Source organism: Sphingobacterium multivorum, assembly GCF_900457465.1.
In the GTDB taxonomy this organism is placed as follows: domain Bacteria; phylum Bacteroidota; class Bacteroidia; order Sphingobacteriales; family Sphingobacteriaceae; genus Sphingobacterium; species Sphingobacterium multivorum.
The window spans coordinates 1,214,419-1,235,466 of sequence record NZ_UAUU01000002.1; the positions used below are offsets into that span (position 1 = coordinate 1,214,419).

Consider the following 21,048-nt stretch of genomic DNA (forward strand, 5'->3'; position numbering starts at 1 on the left):
TTACTTTTTATGGATAATTATTTGATTAAATGCGGTATTAAGCATCGTAAGTGATTTTTCTAGATCACTTGCTGGTAGATAACCTGTATAACTTTCCGTCCGGAAAGAGTCTATCAATTCGAGGTTACTATCCGGATAAAGGTTATTGAGATCGGCGACGATCTGGGTAAGAGGAACTTGATTAAACGATAAAAGATCACTCTTCCAATTTGTTGCGCTGGTCGTATCTGCTTTGGATACATCAAATTGCTTTTGTCGCTCATCATAGGCAACTTGCTGCCCAGGTTTCACAATGGAATATTCCTTCCCGCGAGATACACATACGCGGCCATGATTTAATACCAAACGACTGTGCCCCTGCGAACAGTTTAAGTTAAAGGCTGTGCCCAGCACACGAACATCAAAGTCGCCCGAACTGGCTATCACAAAAGGTTGCTCAGGATTTTTGGCGACTTCAAAAAAGGCTTCGCCTGAAAGTTTGATCCGACGTAAACTGTCTGTATCAAAATCTGACAACAATTCAATCTGTGCTCCCTGTCGCAGAGAAACATGTGTACCATCTGGCAGTACCAGCCTCTTCACAAATTTTGTCGGATTAGAATAATGGACAGTTGCGTAGGCTGCGTTCTTATGTTGCTCCCCAAACTTAAATTGAAATAAGAAAGCAAGGCCGATCAACAGTAAACAGGCAGCGGCGGAAATGACAGACCAACGTCTTTTCCAAATAGGTACTACACGCGTCGTCAATGGCGTACCTGTAATCGTAAAGAAGATATCTTCAGAAGTTGTTTTGTTCAGTTCACAATCACGATCATCTAGCGCAACAACCTCTTCCACATCTGGAAGTTCATCCCTGTCACAAGAAGTCAGTAAATCAAGAAATATGGCGTTTTCCTCGGGACTAAGTTCTCCCTTAAGGAATTTTCTATATAAAGCAGCTATTTTGGAATTCATCATCTATGCCCATCTTTAAATACATATACGTACCTCGATGACCAGAAGACGATGCGGCTCTAAAAAATATTTAAAAAAATCAATAGGGCTATTGAAATCTCAAAATGATCAATAATATATTGCCGAACAAACTTGTTGCCTTTAACCAATTGATCACGGACGGTATTAACGGAAATCCCAAGCCTATCTGCAATTTCCTGATTATCCAAAAACTCTTCTTTACTCAAAAGAAAAATTTCGAGTCGCGCTTTCGGGAGTTTTGAAATGGCCTCACGATAAACGCGCTCCAAATCTTTAAACCGAATAGCTTCCTCATTCGAATTGTCTACCAATTTGGTCTGATCGATGTCTGTAGCCTGAAATTGGAATCTGACCTTTTGTTTTCGCAATTCGTCGAAAACAAGATTTCGGGCAATCGTATAGAGGTAAGACTGCGGATTTTTATTCCCATCTAATTCTGCCCATTTTTTCCAAATTCGAGAGAATGTTTCCTGGACTAAATCTGCGGCAGCTGGTTCTTCTTTCAGATGTAAATAAGCATATTTATACACTTTGTCCTTATACAACAAAAAGAAAGTTTTAAAATCCAAGGCATTATTATTTTCAATAGGCATTCTTCATCACATATAATTGATCCTACAAGTTTAGTGAGAATTTTTTAAAATATGCCCATAAATGCGTGGGATATGCGACAAGTAGACCCAGATTCACAAGTGATAACAATTTAATTACAATCAATTTATATTAAATTAACACCAATTTCATGGGATATTCGATCAACAAAATAATGTCTAAAGGACCACACCATCTTATACAGCAAAGGATAGCCTGACTTAGATGCATAAAAAAGTTCCATTGCAGGTAGGCAATGGAACTTTTATGTATTCCTGTATTTCTATAGTCGATACACGAGTTATTTTAATAATGGAAATGGTCCCAAGAAGTAAGTTCCTCGTTTATAGAAACGGAGAAAGAAATCAAGGACCTCGTCGTTCACCGGAAAGAAGAACTGTTTGTCCACTTCCGCCTTGAATAGATTAACATAGTACTTCGGCAACTCACTTGGGAAAAAATCTTCGACCAAAAGATTCAAAAAGTAGCGTGCATAAGGCACCTCAATTTCACCATCTTTCTCCGCGAAGTCGTTATTCTTTAATGGGAAAAATTCCGCTATACCGCCAAAAACTTCTAAACCCGTTTTTGGATTAAAGAATACCGTAACTTGGGCATCTTCCGTAAGATCCAAATTTGATTCTGGAAGTGGAGATTCTTCTTTGCTCGGGTATTTTTGTTGATACTTCTTAAAGAAATCTGTTGCAAACTCCTTCACTTCTTTTCCTTCCATAAACGCAACAGCCGCCTTATGTTCTGACTGGAACAATTTGCCCATATCTTTCAGCTGCTTTTCCGTTTTCTTCAAACTCTTATCCTTACCATTCAAGGCCTCAATGCGATAAGTCATCTCATACTGCTCCGGTAAATCAAAATTTACCTCATCGGTATTCACAACGGTCATGATTCCAGAGAGATTCCAAGCATCTTTCCATGGCACAATTTCCATATAGAAAGATAAGGTTTCCGTAGGTTCAACAAATTGCTGTATAGAGTCCTTAAAGATTTTAAATGCTGTCTTTGTACCGATATGTTTTACATGCACATAAAGCTCGTCCGCTTTTACATATTCAAAAAAACTATTAATACGATTACCTAAAGTTTTGACAATACCATATAGCGCATGTTCTTTGCCAACCACCTCAGCTACAAATTCAGATGCCTTCAATGCAAACAGATGCAGTCTGTAATTATTGAAATGGTTATCTCGAACGCGATAGATCATCTGTTGTAACTGATTCTGATCGTGTTGATATCGCCCTATCTCCGCAACTTGCATCAAATGATTGAGATTGGTGTTATATTCACCCGCTGTCAGGTAATTTGTGGCAACAAGCTTTTCAATAAAATTACGGACTTCAAAATAGTTCGCCCCTTCGTCCAAAACATATTCTAGTTTTAACTTTTCATTTTCAGGAGCAACTTCATAATGTTCTTCCAAGATCGAATAGGCCAAATCTGTAACCAATTGGATCAAACGACCACGGGGATCAATAAATAAATGTGGATTACGTTCACTGAAAAATAACCAGGTCAATACAGCTATATCTTCACTATTAATATCCTCAGCATAATAATCCGTTAGGTCATTATCATTATAAAAAGGCAAAAGTTGATTGTATAGTTCTGTATGGATCGTTCTAAAAGCAGCAAAAATTCCTGTTTTCGCAATAACGTCTTCTAAGTAACACGTTAGATAGATACTCAATGTCTTTAAAGTATCGGTATGGATGAGATCATTTGTCTCTTGCTCCTCAAACCATAGTGTAGATAAACTATCATTGATTTCATTTGCAACGCGTAAGTAATAACTATCTATTTCGTTTGTTTTTTGATAAGTATGGTGTGCTATCCAGTCTTGAATAAAAATTCTGTTTCCTCTCATATGAAAAATGCTAAAACCAAAAGTAGCCAAATTTTCGAAATATCCATACGGGCAAAACACAAGATAGCAGAAATAGGACTCACTATTCGCCACTTTTCTTAACAACAAAATATATTAAGACGAATTAGACTAATTATTTTAGGAATAATAACTTCAAAACTACTAACCAGCAACGTTCACACTATCAAGTGTTAAGTGATCTTGAAGCGACGAGTTAATTATATTACAAGTTTTAAGTAAATCTCTAACAGGATATTTTGCAACGACCTCTTCCAATGCAACTAGATGGCGTTGGTGATGAGTATCTGTTCCGACAAAATCATACATACCCGATTTGATCATGGTTAATGCAGCAGATTTAACTTCAACACCGTAATAACGACTTATCGATAACAAATTTAATTGTAGCATACATCCTGCATCCTTAATCTGCTTATACATATTAAAATTATAATGATAATAGTTATAACGCTCCGGGTGAGCTAAAATTGGTTTATATCCCAAATTCTGAATATCAAGGATAGTTTTAAATAACGCTCTAGACTCTTGAAGATATGACATTTCAATAAGCACATAACCGCCCGGCATTACACACAACTCATTTGAACCGATTAATTTCTCAATCCCATCATCTACCATATGTTCAGCAGCATGAAATATCTCTGGAGAATTTGGTATCTTTTTCAATTCTTTGACCAACAAATCCTTTGATTTTTCAATTGTACTCAAAGTGTTAGGATGAACACCTTCTATTATATGCGGCGTACAGATAAATTTATCAAATCCCATTCTGTTTAAGCCTTTAATTAACTCTATCGACTGATCAACAGATTGACTTCCATCATCAATTCCTGGTAAAATATGGTTATGCATATCGACCTCTAGAAAGGCTAATTTTCCTACAACCTTTATCTTTGAATCCTTTTTCTTGCCCGTAAACAATTTTGACAATATCCCCATATACTAATCAAATAATTTTAAAGTAATTTAATAGAAACTACAAATATAACGGAAAACATAAACAAAACGCTACAGTTAAACATAATTTATTTAAAAAACCAATTCCTTTCTATAGAAAAAACTAATTTAATAGTTGTAACTAATTTTTGTAAAAGCTCAAAATATTACATTATAACCTTTTATTTACAGTTTATGCAGAAATGCTTTGAAACTGCTTTTCAAAAAAACTCCAAATTAATACAGCAAAAAGAGTACCAACAAAAAAGCACCAATACTAAATATTGATGCCTTTTAATAATTGATATAATATCTGATAACTAGCTACTTTTTAGCAGATTTAAATAAATTTCGAAGAAAGTCGAATCTTCTACTACTCTTATCTTCTCTCTCACCATAACCATAACCGTAGCCATAGCCATAGCCATAACCTCTGGCAAAATCGACATCATTAATTACAAAAGCCATATTTTTCAATTTACTTTGTTGATAAAGCTCTTTAGGCACTTGTAACAATCTTTTATCGAGATAATTTGCTCGTGACACATAAATAGTTAAGTCGGCATTATGGGCAATTAATACAGTATCAGTCACTAAGCTCACGGGAGCCGTATCAACCAAAACATAGTCATAATTTCTACGTCCGTACTCAATAACGTCGTCAAAATGACCGTTCATTAAAAGTTCCGCGGGATTTGGAGCGACATAACCCGAATAAATAATATCAAAATTGTAATTCCCAGGTTTCTTTATTACGATATTATCAAGTTCCATGTCGGGATTAATCATATACTGCGTGATACCTATATTGGTGTGTTGAAGGTGAGCAAGTCCCAAATAATCCAAAACTTTAGGACTTCGGATATCTGCACCGATCAGAAGTACCTTTTTCCCAGACATGGCAAGAATTTTCGCTAGATTAGTTGACACAAACGACTTCCCTTCTCCAGACGTTGTTGAAGTAATAAAAATAACTTTCGAATCATTTTTATTAGGTCCCAACATGAAGGACATATTTGTACGGAGTATTCGAAAAGCCTCGGCTAATGAAGAACGATCATTCTCCTGGATGATAGGATGCTCACTTCTAGGAATCTCTCCCAATATAGGAGCTTTTATAAGATCTTCAATATCCTTCCTAGACTGAATTTTGTTATCCAATAAAAACTTTAAATATAATATACCAAATGGCAAGATCACGCCAACAATTAAAGCTCCTAACAACACAATACTTTTCTTAGGAGATACTGGAATATTGGAGCCAAAGGCTTCATCAATAATCTTTAAATTGTCCGGTGTTGCTGCGGCCTTGATCTCATTCTCTTCTCTTTTTTGTAATAAAAAAAGATAAAGAGATTCGACAATCTGCTGCTCTCTTGAAATATCTTTAAATCCACGTTCTTGTTTAGGAAGATTACTCAATTTACCTTGTAACTCCGATTTCTTAGCTTGGGCAGAATTTAGGGCTAATTGTGTAACGTTTCGGTAATTATTTAATGACTTTATCACATTGTTATTCAAGACCCTAATATTATCATTGATATTTTTAATGACAGGATTATCAATAGTAGAAGACTTCAATAAATCATCTCTTTCTAATACCATCTTATTATACTCAGCAATTGTCTTTTCAATTGAAAGATCCTGAAGGCCGATATTTGTAGGCAAAAGTTCGGTATTGTTGGATTGCACATATTGCTTCATATAATCAACCAACTGAAGCTGAGTTCTTTGTTCTACAACTTTCTTATCTGATTCTGAAGCATTTTCAAGAAAAAGCTTCGCTTCAGATTCAACATCAATTAGACGATTCCCTTCTTTAAAACTTTCAGCTTTACTATCGACATGAGACAAATCCCCAGAAATTTTATCGAGTCGCTCGTTGATAAATTTAGACGTAGCCTTAGTAAGTTTATCTTTATCTTGAGTAAGATCTATATTATATTGATTAATTAATTCATTAATAATTTTAGAAGCCTGTAAGACTGAGGCAGAAGTAGTTGAAAAATTAATAATATAGGATTGCTTTTCTTGATTAGGAGTCACATTTATATCCTTCACTAGATTCTCTAATGCATTCAACCTAGGAAGAACTGTAATGTTTATACTTTTATTAATAAAAGACTGAATAATTGGAGTTTGAGGCAAAAGAATAATCTCACCTAAACTTGACTTAACTTTTGTTCCAAGAAGAATCTCTTTTGTATTCTTTCCAAATTCATCTTCGAGAATTACTTTTGTGGGAGAGAGTATATCAACACGAAATCGTCCTTTTATTGTATCTTGGTAAGATATATTTGAATTTACCAAAAAGAGGCGAATTGGGGATTCTTGTTGTGCTAACATTTCTTTCTTAAATCTACCTTCAGAATAAGAAATGTTCAAATTCAGCGTATCGACAACTTTTCCCGCCAATCTTCTAGATTTAAGAACATCAATCTGATCCATTACTTTAGCCGTATTACCAGTACTACCAGTGATAGATGCGAGATCCGCTAGGCCAGCCAACTCACCTTTACCTTCATTTTCATTTGGCAGCAGTATTTTAGCATCTACTTTATATTGCTTAGTTGCAAATTTAAGATAAAGAAATGCACTAAATAATACGATTGAAATAGACAAAACAAACCATTTCCAATAGTAAAAATATTGCTCAAAAAGGGCTTTTATATTTATTTGCTGGTCTTCTTGTGAATCAGAACTCAATTGAGATAAATTATCAGGCATAATAAAATTTGTAAATTTTTAACGTACAATAACAGAAATAACAGTGATAATCAAACCAACTACTGAGATCAACACATTCGTATTCTGACCATAATTAGCATTTCGAATTTGAGATTTATTTGGTTCAACATACACAACATCATTTTGTGCTAAATAATAAAAAGGGGAATTTAAAGCACCTTGTTTAGAAAGATCCACTCGATTAACCGTTTTTTGTCCATTTACCTCTCGTATGACCAAGACGTTATTTCTTACCCCTTTCATCGTCATATCTCCAGCCATACCTAAGGCCTCAAGCAATGTTATACGCTCATTTTGTAATGGAAATGAGCCCGGACGAGCCACCTCCCCAATCACCGTCACTTTGAAATTATTGAATGACATATTAACCCCTGGATCAACAATATATTTCTTTAATTCTCCCCGCAATTTATCCATCGCTTCCATTCTTGTCAAACCCTCCAAACGAATCTTACCTATTACAGGGAAATCAATCATACCCATTTGGTCGACGGTGTAAGTTGGCTTCATTGCCAAATCGGTACTAGTAGCACTATTCATTTGATAGGGGCTAACTTGATTAAATGGCATAGCAGCTTTCAAATCAGCAGCAGAAACAGTTATTGATAAAATATCATTAGGTTGTATACGTGGAATGTATTTTTCGTAATCATTAACAATATTTGTCGAGTCGGATTGGAGGTATATTATACTTTTTCGAGAGCCACATGATGTTAGCCCTAAAACTATGCTTGTTAGCAATAATAATTGAAAATAATGTTTAAACTTAAAATAAGTATGCATGAATAAAGTATTATTTGTATAATTCGTGGTAAAAATATCATTTTTTTATTGAATAATCATCTCAAGATTACAATTAGGTTGCTACTTGAACCCCATCACTATCAAAATCCAATACACTAAAATCTGAATTTTGGGATTTAAATTCTGGAACAATCTCTTTTAAAACTTTTACCAAGGACATTGCGTCCATTTTTTGCAATGAGGTCATAGTAACAAGTTCTTTCAATTTTTCACATTTAAATGCTAGATTTTCATGATTAATTTTTGCAATCATAATTTTAGGATGATGAGTTTCCAAGGTATTTTCACCATTTGCTAACAGCTCTTCAAAGATTTTTTCACCAGGTCTAAGTCCCACTATTTTGATATCAATATCCTCAGGATACCGATATCCTTTTAAACGAATCATCCGTTTAGCCAAATCCATAATTTTGACAGAGCTACCCATATCAAAAACAAATATCTCCCCGCCTTGGCCCATAACGGCAGCCTCCTGAACTAATTGACAAGCCTCCGGAATAGTCATAAAATAACGTGTAATATCAGGATGCGTAAGTGTAAGTGGCCCTCCTTCAGACATTTGCTTCTCAAACAAAGGAATAACTGAACCATTTGAGCCTAATACATTTCCAAAACGTGTAATAACAAACGATGTATTACCCTTACCATAACAACTGCTGACATAAATCTCAGCAGCTCTCTTCGTTGCTCCCATCACATTTGTAGGATTTATCGCCTTATCAGTAGATATCATAACAAATTTTTTGACATTATACTTTAAGGAAAGGTCTGCAAGATTCTTAGAGCCAACAACATTTGTCCAAATAGCTTCGTAAGGGTTATCTTCCATTAGAGGAACATGTTTGTAAGCAGCAGCGTGAAAAACGATATCAAAATTATACTGATTAAATAAATGATCTAAGAATACAAGATCCCTAACATCGCCAACAACACACTTTATTTTATCAGAATTATTCAGGTTTAATGATTGCTGCAAATCATAAAGTGGAGATTCGGCCTGGTCTAATAAAACCAGTTTTTTAAATCTTTGTTTTGCAATTTGACGAGAAAGTTCCCCCCCGATAGATCCTGCAGCGCCCGTTATCAGAATTACTTTATTCTCAGTCTCAGCTGTTATTGCAGGATTGTTCAATTTTATATTTTTCCTCCCTAATAAATCTTCTACTTTAAGAGGCCTAATTTCTCTCTTGATACCCGAATTTAACAATAAATGGGCCGGAGGCATAATTTTCAACTCAACTTTCAATTGCTGAAAAGCATCTGTTATTTTCGCCAATCTTTCGGGATCGTCATTTTCAACCGCTATAATAACATCAGAGATATCATTCCCTCGAATAAAATCTTTTGTTAAACTAGAAATATCGATTATAGGCAACCCCGCAATACGCTTCCCCACACGCGAGGCCTTATCTTCAACAAATGCGATAACTTGATATTTTGTCCTCTGATCTTCTTTCAGTAAAGAGAACGCAACCAAACCTGGTCTTGAAGCGCCAAAAATCAACACTTGCTTCATTTTTCTATTCCTCAGAAACAAACTTTCATATATTGTACGATAAAAAACTCTGGAGGCAACCAAAGAAACCATCGTAAAAAAGGTATGCATTAAAAGTACACCATATGATAATCTAAGAAAACCAAATATATTCTGATCTTCACCGAAGAAAACCCGAACTATCGCACTTAATAATGCCAAAATCATAAAAGCAAGCCAAGATGTTTTAAATATCTTAACGGCATCACTTAACCCTGTTTGCCTTACAATACCTTTGTAGGTTTGCATTATGACAAAACAGCTGAGATAAATCATTAATACGATAGGTGCTTTCCACATCATATCAAATATATCTAGACTTCCCTTAAAGCTATTAACAATAAAATTCGAGAAGATATAGCAAAACAAAACTATACCCAAATCAAATATTAATACAACCCATCGTGGATTTTCTTTGCGAAGCCTTCTTCTTATATATGATAAATTCATAAAGATCAAATTTTCCTTGGATTACAAAACCGCCTCAGAATTATCAAAAAACAAACCAAAAAAGAAGGTTATCAATATTTTCTTTGAACCGAAAGCACATTGCATAAAACGAACAAATATACACCAAATTTAGAATTTGATGTATACTAAAAACGACACTTCGTAACTAATTATAGAATTTCATATACCTTTTATACTTTCATAACACATTTTTATCACAACAAAATAAATAATCCACTTTGGGGAGCCGCTACATTTTATTTAATTCCGCCAAAATTTGATCGAGTAAATAACTGATCGCACCATCACTGGTCTGCGGCAATCTTGTCGACATTTCAACCTCAGCACGGTTACCAACCACACCTTTGGAAGTAATTGCGGTACTGCCATATTGATTGAGTTGTGCCAGTGTTGTTTCCCATTGTTTATCCGGTGTAACCCCCATTTCCTTTAACATTGTCGGTAGCTTTTGTAGGTCAATAGCTGCTGACATCTTGTTTTGCTTCATCAGTTTTACAAAGTCTTTATTTCCGGGAGCATTCATCTTATTCTGACGGATATCATTTAGGGACAATGAGTCATTACTAACCATTACCAAATCTTCTTTCAAGAGAACATACATTGGAAAATCCTTGGCTTTCTGTTTTGAAAACGCATAAATGCCATCATAGACCTGCCCAACTTGCTTTGAAACAGCCATGTCCAAGCCTTTTTTTATCAGACGTTGATCCTTTGATGTGAACATCCAAATAAATACTGGAAGTGTTTCTTCCTTGGTCTTTTTCACTTCGATTGCATTGTAATCATCGTCGTAGGTGTAATCGATATAATCTTTTTTGAATTTACGAAGACCGTTAACAACCACGAGGTGGTCTCCTGGCATTACCTGGGCAATGGCCTTTTCATCTAGTGCTATTTCAAGAGCCATCAGTCCCCATTCGACAAGGTCCTGTTGAGGCCCCAATAAACCGCTATAATATTTTGCCATATAGGCAGGCATTTCTCTCAGATAAGCCTCTGAATTAATATTCACATTAAAAAAACCTAAGGTTTTATCCGTTAAATATTTACTGAACTTCGAATTAGGTTTTCGCGCATACATTCTTTTGGTCATCTCAGCAAGGGCCTTATCTAAACCCACAGATCCCTTTAATTTCAGCACATTCCCCTCTTGCACTAAATCCAATAGACCGTCTTGATAACCCGTCTTGAACTTATCCAGTTTAATTCCCATATAATAATAAGGAAGAGAGGTGGTATAAGGCAATAGACCACGGTACAGATCCTCTACATGAGGAACATACAATCGAATAAGCCCGAGATTCTTTAAAACCTTCTCCTGATCTGCAATTGACAAAGACTTATAACTCCCTGAAACCAAACGGGTAACTTCATTCAATAACCATTTATCACGTAAGCCGTTACGAATCGAATCGTTTTTCCGATTTTGATCTTCATAGGCCGTATAAAGCGAATCATAATAACCGGGATCATGCATGTCTGCCGCGTCAGCCGCTGCATCCGCAGCCGCAGCCGCAGCAATATCAACAACTGGTGGCAGTACTTCTGTAGCACCTACTATCGTATCAGGTTCCGCAGCTATAGCAACCGGTGGGGATACTGGCACCGCTAGATTTTCATCCGCATCCCAGACTACGGCAGCAGAGTCCATTGCGGCTACAGTTGTATCTGCCCAAGCATCTTCGTCATCAGCTGGACGCCCAACGTAATCCACCTTTTGGATTCCATAACGACTAGCAATCGAATCATTGTCCAAAAAGCTGGTATTTGTCGTTGCCGAAACAAATCTAGCGATAAGATCGTTGTATACTAACATACTCCCCGCCTTGAGGCCTATGCTCGTATAACCATTGGCAAATGCCTTGGGTTCACCCGCCTCATGAAGCAGTTTCTCAAATTGCCCCCTGTTGTTCAAAGAAAATATAAATTCCGTAAAACTGATACTATCGGTCTTTCTGGTATAAAAATAGGCCGTTTGAGATAGGTCTACTCCCAAATTTTTAATATCATTGCTCGCTGATATTCCCGATTTCTCAAAAAAACCTGCTTTCTGAAGCAACTCGTTCAGCTTATTTGCATTAGCCTTCTGTACAATATCTTTTACGTTAAAGGCCGCAATCATTTCTGCATCTTCGGGGATCTGTTTGATCAAGTCCTGCGCCTTTACAATTGTCCCAAAAGACAAACAGGCTAATCCTAGCAGTATAAATTTTGATTTCATCTTATAAATAATTTTTCAGCTACACCCAACCTACGCTATAGAAGCACTTTCAGCAACTAAATATGGTCCTGGGTTCACCAATGTTATTAGGTTATTTTGTTAATGTGATTTTATTTGCCAAACTCGATTTACCATATACCAAATCCATAAAAGGTAGCTTTAGCAAGACCCTTTCTTATTTCCGGCAACCTTTGCCAGGCCGGTTTGCCTGAGAAGCTATCGGTTTTTCAAAACGAATAATCTGCGTGTAGAATGCATCTGCAAACTGGGTCGTATTATCGCTTCCCAACTGATTGAATTTTGTCTTCCAGTCAGCAGAAGCCACAAATTTGCGTTCAAACACATTACTTTGCGCGTTATAATAATAGCGGTTTGAATTCGATATGTTCGTTTTAAATCGATTTGCCAATATATCTGAAAAGGCATTCAACGATTCTATCTGACTAAAGTCACATGAAATATTAACGATATAATTGGTAAAATCTGTGCTGTACTGTACATTAGAAATACCTTTAGTCTGCTTGAGCAGCTGAACAGCAGATCGAATCTCTTTCTCCATGTCCGCTGAGAAGGTATACGGATGCCTTTAATACTTTTCATTTTCATTAAAGAAGACACCTTGGTTTTACTTTTACTCAAATTTAATGTGGCGGCAATATGTCCGGAACCGTCTGATTTTAAGTCGATCTGCTCAACAAAATCAAAGCAGCTCGATGCCGTCAATACCATGACAACAGCACAGATAATCACATAAAATCTATTCAATTTTCCTTTTACTTTAAATACTTCTTCCATTACAACCTCGTAACGATTAATAATTTGTCAAATCAATATATGTTTTGACATGAACAGCAAACATTGTGCTATTTTTTTCCTATTGACAAATTTATTAGAAACGAGAATATATTTTACTACCTGATTTCAGGGAAAAATGAAGAAAATCAACACCTTCGTATTAATTTTTTCCAAAAGGAATTAAAAGCGTTACCCTAGTACTACACATAATAGCAAACAGCAACCTAAAACAAATGATTTTTAAACAAGTATGGAACACATACTGCTAAATATTGTATCAATTACCTATATTATTGTCTTAACAACTGTTTGAGATCTTTAAATATACTACAAGTGAGATACTATAAAAACCGAAATAGTGCCTAAAATATCTATCTAAAGATCAATCCAATACAAACCTTATAACCAGGATTACTAAAAAGATCGCTGTAACTTCTAGTGAACTTAACTATTTTTGCCATCACTTTATCAATATACACTAGCTATTCATATGACGAACAAGACCAAAGCGATACCGGATCAAAATATATTCCGGATAGCCTACATTATAATTGCATTGCTTACTTTTAACTCCTGTCAGAAAACGGAAACTAGAATTGACCGAGCAGCGGTGCAATTTACCCCTACTATTGTCGGTCAAATCAACACACAAACGACAGAGAGTTTCTGGAATAAAAATGACCAAATCGGTGTATATATGTACAAAGCCGACCAACCTTTGGCAGCAATTTCGCTTATCGACCAGGTCAAAAATTACCCCTTCACTTTTAACGGTTCGGTTTTTCAAAGTAACAGCCCGGTTTTCCTACCGAATGAAAACGTGGACTTTATCGCCTATTATCCTTACAAATCACTGGCAGACTTTCAATATCCCATCAATATAAGTGACCAGTCCAACCCGGCAGCCTTAGACCTGATGTATGCAAACAATGCCAAAAACATCGGTAAAAACAACAATACAGTACCACTTATTTTTGTACGACAACTGAGCAAAGTCAACATTAAGCTATCCATAACCAATACAGCCGCATTGGAAGCCAATCAGATTATCGTAAAAATGCCAGCTATAAGCATCCAAGGAGGATTCGATTTGACAACAGGAAAATTGACTGTTAATTCAACCGAAAAAAAGGATGTGCAAAAAAAGGTATCACTAAATACCAATAAAACCGCCCATATAGAATTTATGCTACTTCCTGGCGAAGATATCACAGGAAAGGCCATTAAGTTTATTGCCACTAATGGCAATACCTATACCTGGACAATACCCCAAAATCGGAATTTAAAAAATTTAATAGCCGGAAGCCAATATAGCTTTGATATCAACATTGACAATGGAAAACCGAGCGGCGGGATTGGTGAATCACAAGCTTATCTGGAAATACCCAAAATGAGCAATCTCAGTAGTGATGAGGTATTTATACAACATTTTATGCCCGACGCAAGCGACAGCAGAAATTATGCGATGCTATATGACAAAAAGCTAAAAATGGCATATTGGGTTGCATACCCCTTATACAACAGTGTGCTAGGGTCAGGCAACCGTACGGATGCCTGGGGTTACGATCCTGCCGTATCAACAGCATTTCAACCCAATCTATTTAAGGGATTTCAGCCAACAGGGTACGACAGAGGGCACCAATTGCCAAGTGCAGACAGAAATCTCAATATTGCTCAAAATAAAACAACATTTTATTTTACCAACATGACAGCACAGGTTTCACGACTTAACCAAGGTATTTGGGCAAACCTCGAAACGAAAGTCAGAACCTGGACTGCACAGTGTGACACGATGTATGTCGTAACTGGCGCAATACCTAAGACCAGCACCGAAAACAGCCTCGATTTTGCGCGGACAACGATGGAAAAGATATTGCCAAACCAAAATACTATTTTAAAGCCTTGGCAATGAAAAAAGGAAACGAATATTATACCATTGGTTATAAGATTGACAATGTCATTCCACCTTCAGGAAGCACGTTCGAAAATTATAGGTTAACCGTAAGCGAACTGGAAAAAATAACTGGATTCACTTTTTTCCCCCGATCTAAATGATACACAGAAAGGAAATATAAATACCTCCATTTGGAAATAATTAAACTCCATTTAATCTCACTATTCTACCATGGTTCAACCGCAATTTTACTAGATTTATCAAATGAAACTTATCATATTTGATCTGGACGGAACACTGCTAGATACATTACAAGACCTGGGGGACAGCTGCAATGCTATTCTTGAACAGCATGGATATCCAACGCATCCACTCGTTGCTTATAAGAAATTTGTAGGCAATGGCGTACAGAAACTCATCGAAAGGGCATTGCCCGAAGAAGCACGAACGGCAGAGACGATTACAGTCTTACTTGGAGCTTTTAAAAGCTATTATGAACAAAAACCTGTATCGTATACACGGCCTTACCCGGGAATTGTATCGCTGCTTCAAGAATTGAAGTCTTTAGGTTACCTCATCTCCGTGGCGTCCAATAAATACCACGAGGCAGTCATCCCACTGATGCAACAATACTTCCCCGATATTCCATTTGACCTTGTCCTCGGCCATCGCGCTGGTCATCCAGCCAAACCCGATCCCGCAATCGTCCTAGATAGCCTCGAGACATTAGGTGTCAACAAACAAAATTGTCTGTATGTCGGTGATTCATCGGTCGATATGGATACGGCCAATAATGCCGGGGTAACAGCAATCGGTGTTACCTGGGGCTTTCGCGATGAAGACGAATTGAGACAACACGGGGCAAAATACATTATCAATACCCCAAGGGAACTCCTTAATATTACAGCAACAACGCAGATATAAAGAAAGAACGGCACTTTAACCGATAGCGATTTAAGTGCCGTCTTTATTGAATCTATCCTAATGTCGTTGATTGCGTACCATTGCTATTGGCGATCCAATGAAATCAGGTAAATTTCCTATAGTGTCCTGAGCCTACATTTTGCATCCATTAGTTGCTCACGCTGTCCTTTTGGATGACCAAGCTTCATGTGTATGTATACATACATAGAGGAGGATGTCCACTTCAGCGGAGATAGTGCTAAGGGATCAGAGCAAGTAAAGGAGTTACAGCAGCGTTTTCAAATGTTCTGATCATGCCACGATCCGGTTATCCAGTACTCATCTTGCAGCTTGTAGCTATAAATAAGTGGGCAGCCGGTTAATTGAGATGATTAAAGGGACATAAAGAGGATCATACCGAAAGTTTGGGGGGTAAAGTTTTTAAGCATACAGTTTCATTACTCTATATAAGAAGAATGTGGTATCTCTTACGCCCCGAAAGACACTCCTGAAAGCTTTGAGCTTTGCATTGAAAGATTCTGCTGAAGCATTGGTGCTTCTGTTGTCGAAGTAGTGTAGGATATATTGATGATGTGCCGCAATGGATCTTGCTACGCTCTCAAAAGAGGCGATGCCCGCATTCTCAACCTGATTATGCCACAGTCCCAGCTTGGTAAATGCTATCTTTTTGTCCCTGCATTTATTGAATATGTCACCCAGGGCAATTCCAAGGTCATAAGCGAGCTTTAGTTTGGGAAACCGTATGAACAACTGTTCAGCTCGTTATTTCTGGTTTTCGGACCATCGGCCTGGATGCTTGAACAAGAGGTGTCTGGATCTAGCCAGTAACTGTTTGAGCGTGTCTCCATTAGGCAACAACTCGGGTTCATATGGGGTTCCCTGCTTTCTAGAATAGGCCATCTTCTTGCTTCTGCATCCAATACTTCCCAACGATACCTGATACGGAGTTCCTGCACTGCATCGTAAGCTAACTTTGGACATGGAACCGATCGACCACACGCCTGGCATTCCTGAAACATCTACGGATTGCCTTAGCCATGTCCAGTGCCATATCCATGGTCACCTCCTTTACCTTATTCCTTGAACGTAAAGGTATTCGCTCAAGAACAGTCATGATATCCTCAGCCTTTGTGCCCCTGATAGTTGCCAAAATCGTCCCTTTACGCCCTTTTGCCGATTTACTACTAACAATGGTATATAATTCACCGTTGCTAAAACTGGTCTCATCGATGCTCAAGCGTTCGGAGATATTCCCGGGGAAAAGAGTCCATCGCTCTGCATGTGGCTTTTGGCCCCAATCATGGAAGTCACTGAGATGGTTCTTGTATTGATCCTGAAGTTGCTTGCCGTCCATCTGGAAGAATAATCCTACCAATTGGGCACTTACAGGATAGTTATCCAAATATCTTCTTTAAAAAAAGCCCGAATTCAGTTGTCATTCGGGTACCTTCACGGACCAGGTTCCAATCTCTTGTGATAATCTGTCCCGTATCTAAGACTGTCCAGCGACGACGGCGGATATGTAATGTAACTTTCTGACCTCTAATGGGAAAGTCGGAAATCTCTGTAGAAGGCATAAAGCCCTTTGACTCCAGCTTGCTGTTCTCATAGCCTGTTGGAGAAATATTAAGCTCGTCTAAATAAATGTGGAGTTGATTGTCAACCTGATCGACTTCTAAAATCTGAAAGTATTCTAAAAGCCCTTCGGGCATCAATAGCGATAGTAATTTACGTTCGGCGTCTTGCAAGGGATATCTGTATTAAAGATGCTAAACTAGGAAATTTTTAATATTCCCCCAAGAAGTCTGCTTGATCCCATAAAGATGCCTCACACTGCTAAGGCACAATGAGGCCAGGGGAAGTACGGGGAGTATCTAAACGAAAGAAGCCCTTGACTGTTTCCAGCAAGGGCTTCCGTGTAAAAAAAAGGCACCGACCTACTCTCCCACCTGTTACGGCAATACCATCGGCTCTGGCGGGCTTGACTGCTCTGTTCGGAATGGGAAGAGGTAGACACCGCCGATATAGGCACCTAAAAATCTTTATTGGTCTGTCTTATGATAATATATCATCGTCAGGCCAACTGACATATATATTGAAAGAGCTTCGTTTCTTTTTGTTATTCTTTTCGTTTCTAAAAATTAAAGAGGAAGACAACAGTCTTATCTGCTTGAGAAAGCTTCGGGCTATTAGTACCACTTGGCTTTGGTCTCTCAACCTTTACACCTATGGCCTATCAACGTAGTCATCTTCTACGACCCTATAAGGAAGTCTCATCTCGTGGCTAGTTTCGCACTTAGATGCTTTCAGCGCTTATCTATTCCAGACGTAGCTACCCTGCCGTACACCTGGCGGCATAACAGGTTCACCAGAGGTCTGTCCAACCCGGTCCTCTCGTACTAAGGTCAGATCCACTCAAACTTCCAACGCCCACAACAGATAGGGACCGAACTGTCTCGCGACGTTCTGAACCCAGCTCGCGTGCCACTTTAATGGGCGAACAGCCCAACCCTTGGGACCTTCTCCAGCCCCAGGATGTGACGAGCCGACATCGAGGTGCCAAACCTCCCCGTCGATATGAGCTCTTGGGGGAGATCAGCCTGTTATCCCCAGCGTACCTTTTATCCTTTGAGCGATGGCCCTTCCATACAGAACCACCGGATCACTATGTCCGTCTTTCGACCCTGTTCGACTTGTCGGTCTCACAGTCAAGCAAGCTTATGCCATTGCACTCCGCGTACGGTTACCAAGCGTACTGAGCTTACCTTTGAAAGCCTCCGTTACCTTTTTGGAGGCGACCACCCCAGTCAAACTACCCACCAAACAATGTCCTCCTCATTAAGGAGTTAGAAACCGAATACAGAAAGGGCGGTATTTCAAGGTTGATTCCATGACTCCTGGCGAAGCCACTTCAACATCTCCCGCCTATCCTACACATCCTGTACCCAATCTCAATGTTAAGCTATAGTGAAGGTGCATGGGGTCTTTCCGTCCCGTTGCGGGTAATCGGCGTCTTCACCGATACCACAATTTCACCGAGCTCATGGCTGAGACAGCGCCCAGATCGTTACACCATTCGTGCAGGTCGGAACTTACCCGACAAGGAATTTCGCTACCTTAGGACCGTTATAGTTACGGCCGCCGTTTACTGGGGCTTCGATTCAATGCTTCTCTTGCGATGACATCCCCTCTTAACCTTCCAGCACCGGGCAGGTGTCAGGCCTTATACTTCATCTTGCGATTTTGCAAAGCCATATGTTTTTGTTAAACAGTCGCCTGGGCCTTTTCACTGCGGCTGCTCCTCTCAGAGACAGCGCCCCTTCTCCCGAAGTTACAGGGCCATTTTGCCGAGTTCCTTAGCCATGACTCACTCGAGCACCTTAGGATTCTCTCCTCGACCACCTGTGTCGGTTTGCGGTACGGGTCTTCATAACCTGAAGCTTAGCGGGTTTTCTTGGAAGTCTGTTTACCTACTCTATCAGCGCCACCGGAGCTTTGCTGTACTATTGGGTTTCAGCTAGAGTTGCGGATTTGCCTACAACTCCAATACCTACGCCTTTCAACGAACTATTCCGTCAGTTCGCGGCAGTGTCACTACTCCGTCACCACATCGCAGTTATGAAGAGTACTGGAATATTAACCAGTTGTCCATCGGCTTGCCCCCTTCGGGTGCGCCTTAGGTCCCGACTGACCCTGATCCGATTAACGTTGATCAGGAAACCTTGGTCTTTCGGTGGGCGGGTTTCTCACCCGCCTTATCGTTACTTATGCCTACATTTGCTTTTCCATAACCTCCACACAGCATTACCACTGTGCTTCCCCGGCGATGGAATGCTCCCCTACCAGATGCATATCTTTCAATGCAAATCCATAGCTTCGGTACCGTTCTTGATGCCCGTTTATTATCCACGCCCGGCCGCTCGACTAGTGAGCTGTTACGCACTCTTTAAATGAATGGCTGCTTCCAAGCCAACATCCTAGCTGTCTGGGCAAACCGGACCTCGTTAGTTCAACTTAGAACGAATTTGGGGACCTTAGCTGATGGTCTGGGTTCTTTCCCTCTCGGCCTTGGACCTTAAGCACCCAAAGCCTCACTGCCGGCTATATTTGATAGCATTCGGAGTTCGTCTGGATTTGGTAGGATTTGACTCCCCCGCACCCAATCGGTAGCTCTACCTCTATCAAACTCTACGCCGACGCTGTTCCTAAAAACATTTCGGGGAGTACGAGCTATTTCCCAGTTTGATTGGCCTTTCACCCCTACCCTCAGGTCATCCGGAAACTTTTCAACGTTTATCGGTTCGGTCCTCCATTACATGTTACTGCAACTTCAACCTGCCCAAGGGTAGATCACAAGGTTTCGCGTCTACCTCATCTGACTATGCGCCCTATTAAGACTCGCTTTCGCTTCGGCTGCGTCCCTGAAGGACTTAACCTTGCCAGACAAGAGTAACTCGTAGGCTCATTATGCAAAAGGCACGCTGTCACAGGACCTGCCTGCTCCAACCGCTTGTAAGCACACGGTTTCAGGTTCTTTTCACTCCCCTGTTCGGGGTTCTTTTCACCTTTCCCTCACGGTACTGGTTCACTATCGGTCTCTCAGGAGTATTTAGCCTTACCAGATGGTGCTGGTGGATTCCCACAGGATTTTCTCCGGTCCCGCGGTACTCAGGATACCACTATGTCAACATTCTTTACCTGTACGGGGCTCTCACCCTTGTCGCGCAGTTTCCCACCTGCTTCCAGTTCATAGCGCTGTACAATGTCGTGGTCCTACAACCCCGTCTATGCCGTAACATAAACGGTTTGGGCTCTTTCCCGTTCGCTCGCCACTACTTGGGAAATCATTGTTATTTTCTTCTCCTACGCCTACTTAGATGTTTCAGTTCAGCGCGTTCGCGTTTTATACGACTATTCTTCAAATAGTCAGGTTGCCCCATTCGGAAATCTACGGATCGGTTCGCATTTGCCAATCCCCGTAGCTTATCGCAGCTTATCACGTCCTTCTTCGCCTCTGAGAGCCTAGGCATCCCCCGTGTGCCCTTATTTACTTTCTTCACCGGCATAGCCTTTTGCTACTATGCGGCTGCTTTTGATATATATACCCATATGCTACGCAGAGATTCGTTCGGCATTCACCGAGGGTCTCCTCTCTACATCAAACACATACACGTATTGTCTCTATACTGTTGTCTTCTCTTGTAATTTTTTTTTCTCTTTCAATATGTCAAAGAACTCTTTTCCGGTAT

General features: G+C 39.2%; 15 protein-coding genes and 2 rRNA genes. 3 read left to right on the plus strand and 14 right to left on the minus strand.

Annotated features, from left to right (window positions below):
* The 9 genes from DTA23_RS05370 to DTA23_RS05410 all read right to left on the minus strand — a co-directional run bounded on the left by DTA23_RS05370 (position 1) and on the right by DTA23_RS05410 (position 12,745).
* Complete coding sequence (locus DTA23_RS05370) at positions 1–957, minus strand: FecR family protein (RefSeq protein ID WP_112374011.1); 957 nt, start codon at positions 955–957, stop codon at positions 1–3.
* A gap of 56 nt (positions 958–1,013) precedes the next feature.
* Positions 1,014–1,568, minus strand: coding sequence for an RNA polymerase sigma factor (locus DTA23_RS05375; protein WP_112374012.1), 555 nt, complete (start codon positions 1,566–1,568; stop codon positions 1,014–1,016).
* Between the two features lie 299 nt (positions 1,569–1,867).
* The gene (locus DTA23_RS05380) at positions 1,868–3,451 is read right to left on the minus strand and encodes a DUF3843 family protein (protein WP_112374013.1); all 1,584 of its coding nucleotides are present in this window, start codon (positions 3,449–3,451) and stop codon (positions 1,868–1,870) included.
* Between the two features lie 162 nt (positions 3,452–3,613).
* Positions 3,614–4,411 carry a tyrosine-protein phosphatase gene (locus DTA23_RS05385; RefSeq protein ID WP_112374014.1) on the minus strand — a complete coding sequence of 266 codons (798 nt, stop codon included), beginning with the start codon at positions 4,409–4,411 and terminating at the stop codon, positions 3,614–3,616.
* Positions 4,412–4,732: 321 nt separating this feature from the next.
* Positions 4,733–7,135, minus strand: a complete 2,403-nt coding sequence (locus tag DTA23_RS05390; RefSeq protein WP_112374015.1) for a GumC family protein — start codon at positions 7,133–7,135, stop codon at positions 4,733–4,735.
* Positions 7,136–7,153: 18 nt separating this feature from the next.
* The gene (locus DTA23_RS05395; RefSeq protein ID WP_112374016.1) at positions 7,154–7,939 is read right to left on the minus strand and encodes a polysaccharide biosynthesis/export family protein; all 786 of its coding nucleotides are present in this window, start codon (positions 7,937–7,939) and stop codon (positions 7,154–7,156) included.
* A 73-nt stretch (positions 7,940–8,012) separates the two neighbouring features.
* A complete protein-coding gene (locus DTA23_RS05400) occupies positions 8,013–9,944 on the minus strand; it encodes a polysaccharide biosynthesis protein (RefSeq protein ID WP_112374017.1) in 1,932 nt (643 codons plus the stop codon).
* A gap of 250 nt (positions 9,945–10,194) precedes the next feature.
* Entirely contained in the window at positions 10,195–12,186 is a 1,992-nt protein-coding gene (locus tag DTA23_RS05405; RefSeq protein WP_112374018.1) for a DUF4836 family protein, read from the minus strand.
* Positions 12,187–12,361: 175 nt separating this feature from the next.
* Complete coding sequence (locus DTA23_RS05410) at positions 12,362–12,745, minus strand: hypothetical protein (RefSeq protein ID WP_112374019.1); 384 nt, start codon at positions 12,743–12,745, stop codon at positions 12,362–12,364.
* Between the two features lie 726 nt (positions 12,746–13,471).
* Between DTA23_RS05410 and DTA23_RS05415 the strand changes: the two genes are divergently transcribed.
* The 3 genes from DTA23_RS05415 (at position 13,472) to DTA23_RS05425 (ending at position 15,799) form a co-directional block, all read left to right on the plus strand.
* A complete protein-coding gene (locus tag DTA23_RS05415; RefSeq protein ID WP_112374020.1) occupies positions 13,472–14,893 on the plus strand; it encodes a fimbrillin family protein in 1,422 nt (473 codons plus the stop codon).
* Positions 14,890–15,036 carry a DNA/RNA non-specific endonuclease gene (locus DTA23_RS05420; protein ID WP_256602846.1) on the plus strand — a complete coding sequence of 49 codons (147 nt, stop codon included), beginning with the start codon at positions 14,890–14,892 and terminating at the stop codon, positions 15,034–15,036. The genes DTA23_RS05415 and DTA23_RS05420 overlap by 4 nt, the downstream gene beginning before the upstream one ends.
* A 103-nt stretch (positions 15,037–15,139) precedes the next feature.
* Positions 15,140–15,799: an HAD family hydrolase gene (locus tag DTA23_RS05425; RefSeq protein ID WP_112374022.1), complete on the plus strand. Its 660-nt coding sequence runs from the start codon at positions 15,140–15,142 to the stop codon at positions 15,797–15,799.
* Positions 15,800–16,219: 420 nt separating this feature from the next.
* Here DTA23_RS05425 and DTA23_RS28490 read toward each other — a convergent pair whose 3' ends face one another.
* The 5 genes from DTA23_RS28490 to DTA23_RS05445 form a co-directional block, all read right to left on the minus strand.
* Positions 16,220–16,549 (minus strand): transposase, encoded by a 330-nt coding sequence (locus DTA23_RS28490; RefSeq protein ID WP_256602847.1) that lies wholly within the window; start codon positions 16,547–16,549, stop codon positions 16,220–16,222.
* 217 nt (positions 16,550–16,766) lie between these two features.
* Entirely contained in the window at positions 16,767–17,201 is a 435-nt protein-coding gene (locus DTA23_RS28495; protein ID WP_256602848.1) for a transposase, read from the minus strand.
* Entirely contained in the window at positions 17,194–17,547 is a 354-nt protein-coding gene (locus tag DTA23_RS05435; RefSeq protein ID WP_070569066.1) for an ISAon1 family transposase N-terminal region protein, read from the minus strand. Before DTA23_RS05435 ends, DTA23_RS28495 begins: the two co-directional genes overlap by 8 nt.
* 176 nt (positions 17,548–17,723) lie before the next feature.
* Positions 17,724–17,835 (minus strand): 5S ribosomal RNA (gene rrf, locus DTA23_RS05440).
* 134 nt (positions 17,836–17,969) lie between these two features.
* Positions 17,970–20,856, minus strand: a 23S ribosomal RNA gene (locus DTA23_RS05445).
* Positions 20,857–21,048: the final 192 nt, after the last annotated feature.

Bases quoted from the DNA above. Each gene is read 5' to 3' on its own strand.
- DTA23_RS05375 (WP_112374012.1), bottom strand. From the start codon at position 1,568: ATGCCTATTGAAAATAATAATGCCTTGGATTTTAAAACTTTCTTTTTG.
- DTA23_RS05380 (WP_112374013.1), bottom strand. From the start codon at position 3,451: ATGAGAGGAAACAGAATTTTTATTCAAGACTGGATAGCACACCATACT.
- DTA23_RS05370 (WP_112374011.1), bottom strand. From the start codon at position 957: ATGATGAATTCCAAAATAGCTGCTTTATATAGAAAATTCCTTAAGGGA.
- DTA23_RS05420 (WP_256602846.1), top strand. From the start codon at position 14,890: ATGAAAAAAGGAAACGAATATTATACCATTGGTTATAAGATTGACAAT.
- DTA23_RS05415 (WP_112374020.1), top strand. From the start codon at position 13,472: ATGACGAACAAGACCAAAGCGATACCGGATCAAAATATATTCCGGATA.
- DTA23_RS05425 (WP_112374022.1), top strand. From the start codon at position 15,140: ATGAAACTTATCATATTTGATCTGGACGGAACACTGCTAGATACATTA.
- DTA23_RS05410 (WP_112374019.1), bottom strand. From the start codon at position 12,745: ATGGAGAAAGAGATTCGATCTGCTGTTCAGCTGCTCAAGCAGACTAAA.
- DTA23_RS05405 (WP_112374018.1), bottom strand. From the start codon at position 12,186: ATGAAATCAAAATTTATACTGCTAGGATTAGCCTGTTTGTCTTTTGGG.
- DTA23_RS05400 (WP_112374017.1), bottom strand. From the start codon at position 9,944: ATGAATTTATCATATATAAGAAGAAGGCTTCGCAAAGAAAATCCACGA.
- DTA23_RS05385 (WP_112374014.1), bottom strand. From the start codon at position 4,411: ATGGGGATATTGTCAAAATTGTTTACGGGCAAGAAAAAGGATTCAAAG.
- DTA23_RS05395 (WP_112374016.1), bottom strand. From the start codon at position 7,939: ATGCATACTTATTTTAAGTTTAAACATTATTTTCAATTATTATTGCTA.
- DTA23_RS05390 (WP_112374015.1), bottom strand. From the start codon at position 7,135: ATGCCTGATAATTTATCTCAATTGAGTTCTGATTCACAAGAAGACCAG.